Raw genomic sequence first — 8,242 nt, forward strand, 5'->3', positions numbered from 1 at the left:
GAAAGCCCTGAAAGGGAGCTTCAAACTCACATGGAAAGCAAAAAGCTCTCAAAATATCGATAAATACATTGTCCTGGTTTATAGAGATCCCAAAGGTAAGGAAAAACTGATAGAAGCCGAAACCACAGACAACGAATTTCCCGTCATGCTCCAGCCTCACCAAAGCTATTACTGGACGGTGGAAATCCTTTACAGCAACGGTAGAAAAATAAGCAATCGTGACAGTATGGGCAATAGAATTCTCTGGCCTCTTGAAGTTGCAAATGCTAAACCTTCAATAAAAATCTCGCCAATGAAGGGAACTATTCACGCCACAAGAACCGTATTCCCTATAAAATTACTCGTCAAAGATGAAGATGACGATATGCTCATAGTAGGCTATGAAAAATCACCCGACCCGTCTTTTGTGAACCCCGTTACAATGGCTACAAAAAAGCTGAAGGGGCAGGGTGAGGTAACCTTTGATGTTTTCGTTGCAGAAGCGGAAAGCTTCTTTGTACGAGGTTTTGTTTCTGATGGGTTCGAAAAAGTGTATTCCTCCCCTGTAAGCTTATCCATGCAATATCATTGGGAGGCTGAACCTGATGGTATTACAACGGACTCCACACATGTAAAGCTTTCCTGGGAACTAAAAGAGCCAAAAATGCCCATTGGAAGATACAAGATACTGCTTTCCTGGGAAATTCACAAAGAAATAGTTAGCGAGGGAAGGGTAGAGGTAAAAACAGAAACGAAGACTTTTGAAACCAATGAGAATTTCTGCATGGTTGAACTCAGCCCTCATACACTTTACACATGGCAAGTAACATCCATCCTCAATGATGGTAGTGAGGGGCCTCATAGCAGTCCCTTAGCATTCCGTACCCCCAACAAGAAACCATTCGCTCAATTATTTCTTAATGAGAACCTCTTTGAAGATAACGACTCAGTAGATATTAACAACGATACTATCTCGTGGGAAGCTGACGATCCTGACGGTGATAAAGTAAACATCTCTCTCGAAGTCCTCGACGAAAATGGAGTACTATTCGAAGCTACACCTGTTACAAACAAAATAAAAGTTTCTGAAATTCCGGGTCTTTCTGGCAATAAAACCTATACGTTGAATTTAATTTTGAATGATGGAGTAGACTCAAAATTTGGTGCAGGAAAAACTGTTATAAAAAAGATTTTCAAAACGAAAAATCGTGCTCCTGAAATCCAATTGTCAAAGCCCGATGATATTCAAAATCCTGATCACGTGTTTTTCACAATTTTCGCAGCAGATCCAGACGATGACAGGCTCACCATCTCTATAAGGCTCGATGGGATTCCCATTGGCGATATATACATAGACCAAAAGGCCAGTGAAACGATAAATCTTTCCAGCTTATTACAGGAAAATATAAGCAAAATAAAACCACATCTCTGGAAAACCGAAAAATTGCTTATGAAAAACGGGAGTCTGATTTTGAAAGGGCACACCGAATACAATTTAGAGGTAACAGTTTCTGATACGTACGGTGCAAACACTTCGGCAGTCACTGTATTGCCAGTGAACAATAGAAACCCTGAAAAACCCGTCATAATCGCGCCGAGAAATAACTCCATTCATGAATTGAGCGAAGAAATGCAGTGGCATTCCGAAGACAACGATGGCGATGATATTATCTTCAAGATTTTCGTTAAGGACGAAGAAAGCGGAGAAAGCATTGTTTCCACAGCTACAGCGCTGTATAGCTGGGCGATGGATAGAGTTCTTACCGGTAACAGAAGATATTTAGTCAAGGTCACCGCTTTGGATTCTTATGGAGGTAAAAGCGAAAGCGATTGGGTAAGTTTCTATGCCCCGAACAGGGCACCAAAAATAACATCTCTCCATGTTATCCCAATAGGGTACGAGACCCTTGACGCCAGCATATCATGGTCAGCAATAGATCCTGACAACGAAAAGGTCAGTATGGCTTTAACGATAAAGAACGACTTAGGAAAAGCTATTCATTTTGACAAAACTTTACCCCCAACTGGAAGCCAGACAATTGCCTTGCCGAGATATGGAAATTACAGCGTAATTCTAAAAGCTACGGATGAAAATAAGGGTGAAACAGAGATCTCAACAGCTCTAACCATCCCCGATCGAAGCCCGAAACCAACAAATCCTTCAACACCGGTGGAGATCTGGTTTACAAAAATGGAAGGGAAATACACTCTATACGCATCAACTACTTTCATCGATCCTGATGGAGACTATCTGACATTACGAGCAACCCTTTATGAATTAACCCCTGATGGATCGAAAACGAAAATCAATCACAGGGAATTTGAAAGCAGAAGTCCTTTATCAAAATTGATCGATTTTTGGGGGCTTAAAGGACATACTGATTACCGTTTATTGCTTGAAATTCAGGATCAACCTGATGGGGTTGCAAACAAAAGCTCCGAATTCATCATTGACTTCGAAACTCCAAATGCCGCTCCTTTAGTAACACTTTCAGAACCCAATGCTTTTGCAAAAGAGGTTGCTTACAGCCCAACTTCGTTCAAGTGGAATGCAGAAGATTTCGAGGAAGATAGCATTCATTTTGATCTGGAAATCGTGGAAAAAGAAACAGGAGAAAGCACCATCTTGAGTACTGATGAGTTCTTAGCAAAGATCAATCTTAAACCTCATACCACCTATTTATGGAACCTTAGAGCCAACGATGATTTTGGTGGAACTTTCCAGAGTGATGTTAGGGAATTCACGACATTGAATAACTCACCGTCAATAACTGCAAACACACCAAATTTCAAAGAAGAAATGATATATCCCATTTTTACAGCTCAGGCGACTGATATTGATGGAGACAGCCTTACACTTCTGATAACCATTAGAGATGCCAAAACAGCAGAAACAGTGCTTGCCACTAGAACTATCACAACACGGATATTTGAGGCAGTTTCTGAGAAATTCACTGGTAATCACGAATACATCGCCCAATTCACAGCGATTGAAAAAGAGCTACCGGTAAACATAAGAAGAACCTCTTCAAAAACGATTTCTTTCACGACACCAAACCGTTCTCCCAAGATCAATAAACTGCTCATCAATGGTGAAAAAGCAGTTGATTCCCCTACTGTAAATAAAAAGGGAATAATGCTAAGCTGGGAAGCCGTGGATCCAGATGAAGAGCAATTGAGTTACAACATAACCTTAATTTTGATAGATGGAAAAAACGAGATCAAGTCAGTAGAAATAAACAATTTAAAAGATAACTACTACCACTTCGACAAAGCTCTAAAGGGCCATGCAGGATACAAGCTGGTTCTTGAGGCTTTAGATGAACACGGCGGTATAGCAACACAAACTGCATTGTTTAAAACAGAAAATACGGCACCTGAAATTCTTTCTATGGTAGCACCCAAAGAAACGAGTGAACCAACCCAAACAGAATTTTCGTGGTCCGCTTATGATGATGATGAAGACCTTCTGAATTATGAGCTTTCCATATGGAGTGAGGATGGAAGTTACAATTTGACGATTCCCGTCAAAAAAGGAATAACCAGCTATATTGCCACCAATGGATTGCCTGGACACAAAAAATACCGCTGGAGTGTAACGGCTTTTGATGGTTATGGCGGAAAATCAACCTCAGTATCCGTGCCTTTTGAAACAGAAAACAATCCTCCAACAATAAAGCCAGTCTTCCCCAAAGACAATTCCAAAGATCTACCGGATACGATCGAGTTTTACTGGACAGCTTTCGATGAAGATCATGATAAACTGTCATACACTTTCCACCTCTTTGAAGCTGGAAAGGCCATATACACTTTGAATACAGGTGAAAGCACTTCCATTGAGATTCCGCAACTAAAAGGAAACACAAAGTACAGTTGGTATGTGGAAGTTAATGATGGGTATGTGGATAGGCCTGTAAACAGTCAATACTACCATTTTGAAGTAAAGAACCACGTTCCTTTGGTACATTTAATCATCCCAAAATTTGCCTTGAATCCTGATTTGGCTGCTATTAGCTGGTCAGCTTTTGACCTTGATAAAGATGCACTAATGGGAAAATTACGAATACTAAACAGCAACGGCAAAGATGCTGTTGAACCGATCGTTCTTGACACTAAAGCATCTTCGACCGTTTATATTGAGGGCTTAATTGGCAATAGAGAATATACCGCGCTGATATCCATCGAAGATGGACAGGGTGGTGTCGCGACTGATACCTGCAGCTTCCATACTTCAAATCGCCCCCCTCACATACCGGAACCGGCTTTGCCGTGCGATTTCGCTGTTGTGGATACGGATTTCAGAGATTTTTCCTGGAACTCCAGTGATCCTGATGGAGATGCGTTGACCCATGACATCCTTCTGGAATGTTTGACTGGCGATGATGCGCTGGAAATTTTCGACACAACCGCTACTAGATTCAAAACGAGCTTTTTAAGGCCTTATTCCATTTATCGCTGGAAAATCACAGTTCGTGATAACCATGGCGGTGTAACTGAAAGCCCTTATTGGTACTTTATAACAAACCCCTCAGCAGATAAGGGATTCGAGCCATATTTCAGCAGTATGACTGCTCAACAAGCTTTTGAAGAAACGCTCGTGTTTGCTGGTACGCTTAACGGAGAATTGATAATTTTCAATAAAGGCAAGCAGATAGACCGTGAAAAGCTTTCCACAAGTGCTATTGTAGAGTTGTATGCACCGAAATATTCTGATCTCTTAAAACCCGAAGAAATCAATTACATAAGAAACGCAATAGGAAGGTTTTTCTCTGCAGATACCTGGCCTTTGATTATTGCAAAAGATAGCGATGGTAATTCTTACAAAATCGTGGTAACAGATTGCAAAGAGTTAACACGTGGAAAGAACATTTTCATCTTCCCGATGCAGTGAGCAGATATGTTTTATGGTAAAACCACACCAGGAGAACTGGTAAGGAGGTGTTATTTTGCTCAAAGATTTTAAAGAACTCTATAACAAGGTGCGCGCCTTGAAAGAAGCTAAAAGAGTTGTCCTGGTAGGGGCAGAAGATGTTGAAGGAATAAAGGCTTTGAAGCGGGCTAAAGAAGAGGGCATTGCAGATGCTATACTTGTAGGAAACAAAGAAAGGACCATGGAGGTACAAAAAGAACTGGGAACAGGCTTCCCTGTAATAGATGCTAAAAACCCCGTGGAAGCCTCGGAAAAAGGCGTGAAACTCATCTCTAGCGGTGAAGCGGATATTTTGATGAAAGGTCTGGTAAAAACAGCTAACCTCTTGAAGGCTGTACTTAACAAGGAATGGGGCTTGAGAAGCGGGAAATTGCTGAGCCATATCGCTGTATTGGATGTTCCAGCAGTGGATAGGCTGATTTTTGTTTCCGACGGTGGGATGGTTATCAAGCCAGATATTCAACAAAAGGCTGCTATTATAGAAAATGCCGTGAAGTTTATGCATAAACTCGGCTATGAAAAACCTCGGGTTGCCCTCATTGCAGCAGTAGAAGTGATAAATCCTGATATGCCTGAAACAATGGATGCGGCTATATTGGCGAAGATGGCTGATCGAAAACAACTACCCTTATGTTACCTCGATGGTCCCCTGGGAATAGACAATGCCTTAAACGAGCACGCTGCAAACATTAAAAAGGTATCCGGAGAAGTGGCGGGAAAAGCGGACCTTCTTATTGTACCAGATATTCACTCGGGGAATTTTTTGGGGAAATCGGCTGTATATTTGGCTGGTGGAACCATTGCGGGATTGATACTAGGCGCAAGTGCTCCTATTGTCATCGTATCCAGGGCCGATGCCGAAAGTTCGAAACTGGCTTCTATAGCTCTCGCAGTACTTGGAAGTACTAACTAAAACAATTGATAATTGACCGTGAGGTGACCATTTTGAGAGTATTAGTTGACAAAAAGGAGTACAATTTCAGTAAGTCAGTTAGCGTGAAAAAACTTCTGGAGAATTTGAACCTCAATCTCGAATCACATATAGTACTTGTGGATGGCATAATTAAAACTCCGGATTCTAAAATTCCCGAAAATGCTGAAGTCAGGATTGTGAGAGCAATTTCTGGAGGCTGATTTCTTTAAGAAAATCCTTTAAGAGTTCCTCGGGAATTTCTACACCCGGTTCGATTCCCGGTTTGTTTTCACCATGATAATCACTTCCACCTGTTATAAACAGGTGGAATTTTTTGGCGATTCGCAATAGATTCATTTTATCTTCATCACTGTATGCCTTATAAAAGACCTCTATACCCTGAAGACCTGCATGGGCAAGTTCTCTTACTTTCTTCTCAAGACTCTCGGTATCAAGCTTTAAAGAAAGAGGGTGAGCCAAAACTGCAACCCCTCCAGCTTTTCTGATACGTGAAATGACCTCTTCGGGTTCATATTTGTTCTTTTCCACATAAGCGGGTTTTCCTTCCCCAATGTATTTTTCGAAAGCATCTTCAAGGGTCTGTATATAACCTTTTTTTAGCATGGCTCTTGATATATGGGGACGTCCAATGACTGTACTGCCTGACTCGCTGGAGAGCTCTTCCATGCTTATTTCTATGCCGAGCTTGTTGAGCTTATCGATGATCATTTTATTTCGTTTTTTCCTATGTTCAACAAGCCCACTAAGAAAATTCTCCAGGGCTTCATTATCATGACTCACGTTATAACCGAGTATATCTAATACCCCTCCAGAATATTTGCAACTGATTTCAACACCAGGAATGTACAATAATCCGCGCTCTTTGGCTAATTTCAAAGTCTCTTTCTGGCCTTTTATATTATCATGGTCGGTAATCGAGAAGAGTCTTATATTCCTCTTTGTTATAATTTCAAGGATTTCGATAATGTTTTTCGTCCCATCAGAATATGTTGAATGCATGTGCAAATCTACAAACATGCTAAATACACCTTCAATCTGGTAAAATCTAATAATGAATGATACCATTTATTGCGGGGTGATTTCAATTAGGCTACCGCTGAAAACTGGCACAATGTTGAAGGGACAATATGAAATAGTCACAAGCCTTGGCTCTGGAGGCTTCGGAATAACTTATCTTGCGCTCGACAGAGCCCACGACAATTACAAAGTGGCTATAAAAGAGCTTTTCCCAAAAAATTGTGTCAGGGAAGGGAATCATATTGTATTTTCAGAAGATTCCGAAAAAAGTTTTGACCGAATATCAGAATTTATCGATGAAGCCAAGCTGATGACTTCCGTTCATGATGAAAGAATTGTCAGAGTCCTGGACTATTTTAAGGAAAATGGAACCGCCTATTATGTTATGGAGTTCATAGATGGAGAAACCCTGCGGAAATTTATCAAAAAGCATGGCCCTATGAATTCTAAATTGGCGGTTCAATTGATAAAAGAGGTCGCTCTGGGATTGAAGGCAATTCATGATAAAGGCATATTACACGGAGATTTGAAACCATCAAACATCATGTTAAACGCCGGAAAGGTCAAAATCATGGATTTTGGCGCCGCGAGCTTCAAAAATACAATATACGTTACAACTCGCGGAAAAATCATTTCATGGTTCTACTCTGCCCCTGAACGCTTTTGTAACAGCACTATCATAACTCCTCAATCGGATATTTATTCTCTGGGTGGCATTCTTTTTTTCATAGTTAGCGGAGAGGATCCAATTTCTGCCCCCGAAATGAAGAAAGGCTCGCTACTACCAATCCCGCCTGTGAAGTTAAAAATAAGGCGCATTATAAGAAGAGCTATGGCTTTAGAACCTTTTCAACGATATCCAACTGTTGACCACTTTCTCAAAGCATTAAAGTCCCCTTTTTAATGCTCTTCAATGAGCTCCCGCACTGTAATCAAGGCTTTTCTAACCTCATTTTGTTTGATTTTTTCAAGTGCTTTAGAATACAACCTTTCCGCATATCCTTTGGCATCTTCAACTTTCATGTGCTTGAGAATACTTGGCCGATTTTGAGCCTCATCTTTGCCTGGGGTCTTACCAAGTGTTTCGGATTTTCCGAGCTTATCTTTGATATCATCGAATATCTGAAAAGCCCTGCCAAAATCGATTCCAGCTTTGTTCATTTCAGAGGCTTCTAAGAACTTTTCCGCACAGACAAATGGAGCTGAAAAACAAAAACCAAATAACGATGCCGTTTTTAAGCGATGAACTTTTTCGATTTCTTCCATCTTTTTTGCCTTTATATTGACATCGAAAAATTCTCCTTCGATCACCTGAAGGCTGGCTTCATACCAAAGCTTCAATAAGTTTAACATGGCTTTGGTCGATAAAGGGAGTGCTAAGA

Annotated in this window: 6 protein-coding genes; 4 read left to right on the forward strand and 2 right to left on the reverse strand. The window is 40.8% G+C overall.

All coding sequences use genetic code 11. The features are described from left to right. The 3 genes from AC3LHT_RS05995 to AC3LHT_RS06005 all read left to right on the forward strand — a co-directional run. The coding region (locus AC3LHT_RS05995) for a hypothetical protein (protein WP_488662271.1) at nucleotides 1-4,870 on the forward strand (4,870 nt) is incomplete at its 5' end. Between the two features lie 55 nt (nucleotides 4,871-4,925). Further along, nucleotides 4,926-5,822, forward strand: coding sequence for a bifunctional enoyl-CoA hydratase/phosphate acetyltransferase (locus AC3LHT_RS06000; RefSeq protein WP_488662272.1), 897 nt, complete (start codon nucleotides 4,926-4,928; stop codon nucleotides 5,820-5,822). 32 nt (nucleotides 5,823-5,854) lie between these two features. Beyond that, nucleotides 5,855-6,043, forward strand: coding sequence for a MoaD/ThiS family protein (locus AC3LHT_RS06005; RefSeq protein WP_290644966.1), 189 nt, complete (start codon nucleotides 5,855-5,857; stop codon nucleotides 6,041-6,043). On the opposite strand, the gene AC3LHT_RS06010 is transcribed toward AC3LHT_RS06005, so the two are convergent. Continuing rightward, a complete protein-coding gene (locus tag AC3LHT_RS06010; RefSeq protein WP_488662273.1) occupies nucleotides 6,012-6,860 on the reverse strand; it encodes a PHP domain-containing protein in 849 nt (282 codons plus the stop codon). The two genes, AC3LHT_RS06005 and AC3LHT_RS06010, sit on opposite strands and share 32 nt — an antisense overlap. Nucleotides 6,861-6,918: 58 nt before the next feature. Here AC3LHT_RS06010 and AC3LHT_RS06015 point away from each other — a divergent pair, with 58 nt between their 5' ends. After that, nucleotides 6,919-7,764 (forward strand): serine/threonine-protein kinase, encoded by an 846-nt coding sequence (locus AC3LHT_RS06015; protein WP_488662274.1) that lies wholly within the window; start codon nucleotides 6,919-6,921, stop codon nucleotides 7,762-7,764. Here AC3LHT_RS06015 and AC3LHT_RS06020 read toward each other — a convergent pair. Then, the coding region (locus tag AC3LHT_RS06020) for a polyprenyl synthetase family protein (RefSeq protein WP_488662275.1) at nucleotides 7,761-8,242 on the reverse strand (482 nt) is incomplete at its 5' end. The two genes, AC3LHT_RS06015 and AC3LHT_RS06020, sit on opposite strands and share 4 nt — an antisense overlap.

The organism is Kosmotoga sp. (assembly GCF_982836095.1).

Coding starts and splice junctions, on each gene's coding strand:
- AC3LHT_RS06010 (WP_488662273.1), bottom strand. CDS start 6,860: ATGTTTGTAGATTTGCACATGCATTCAACATATTCTGATGGGACGAAA.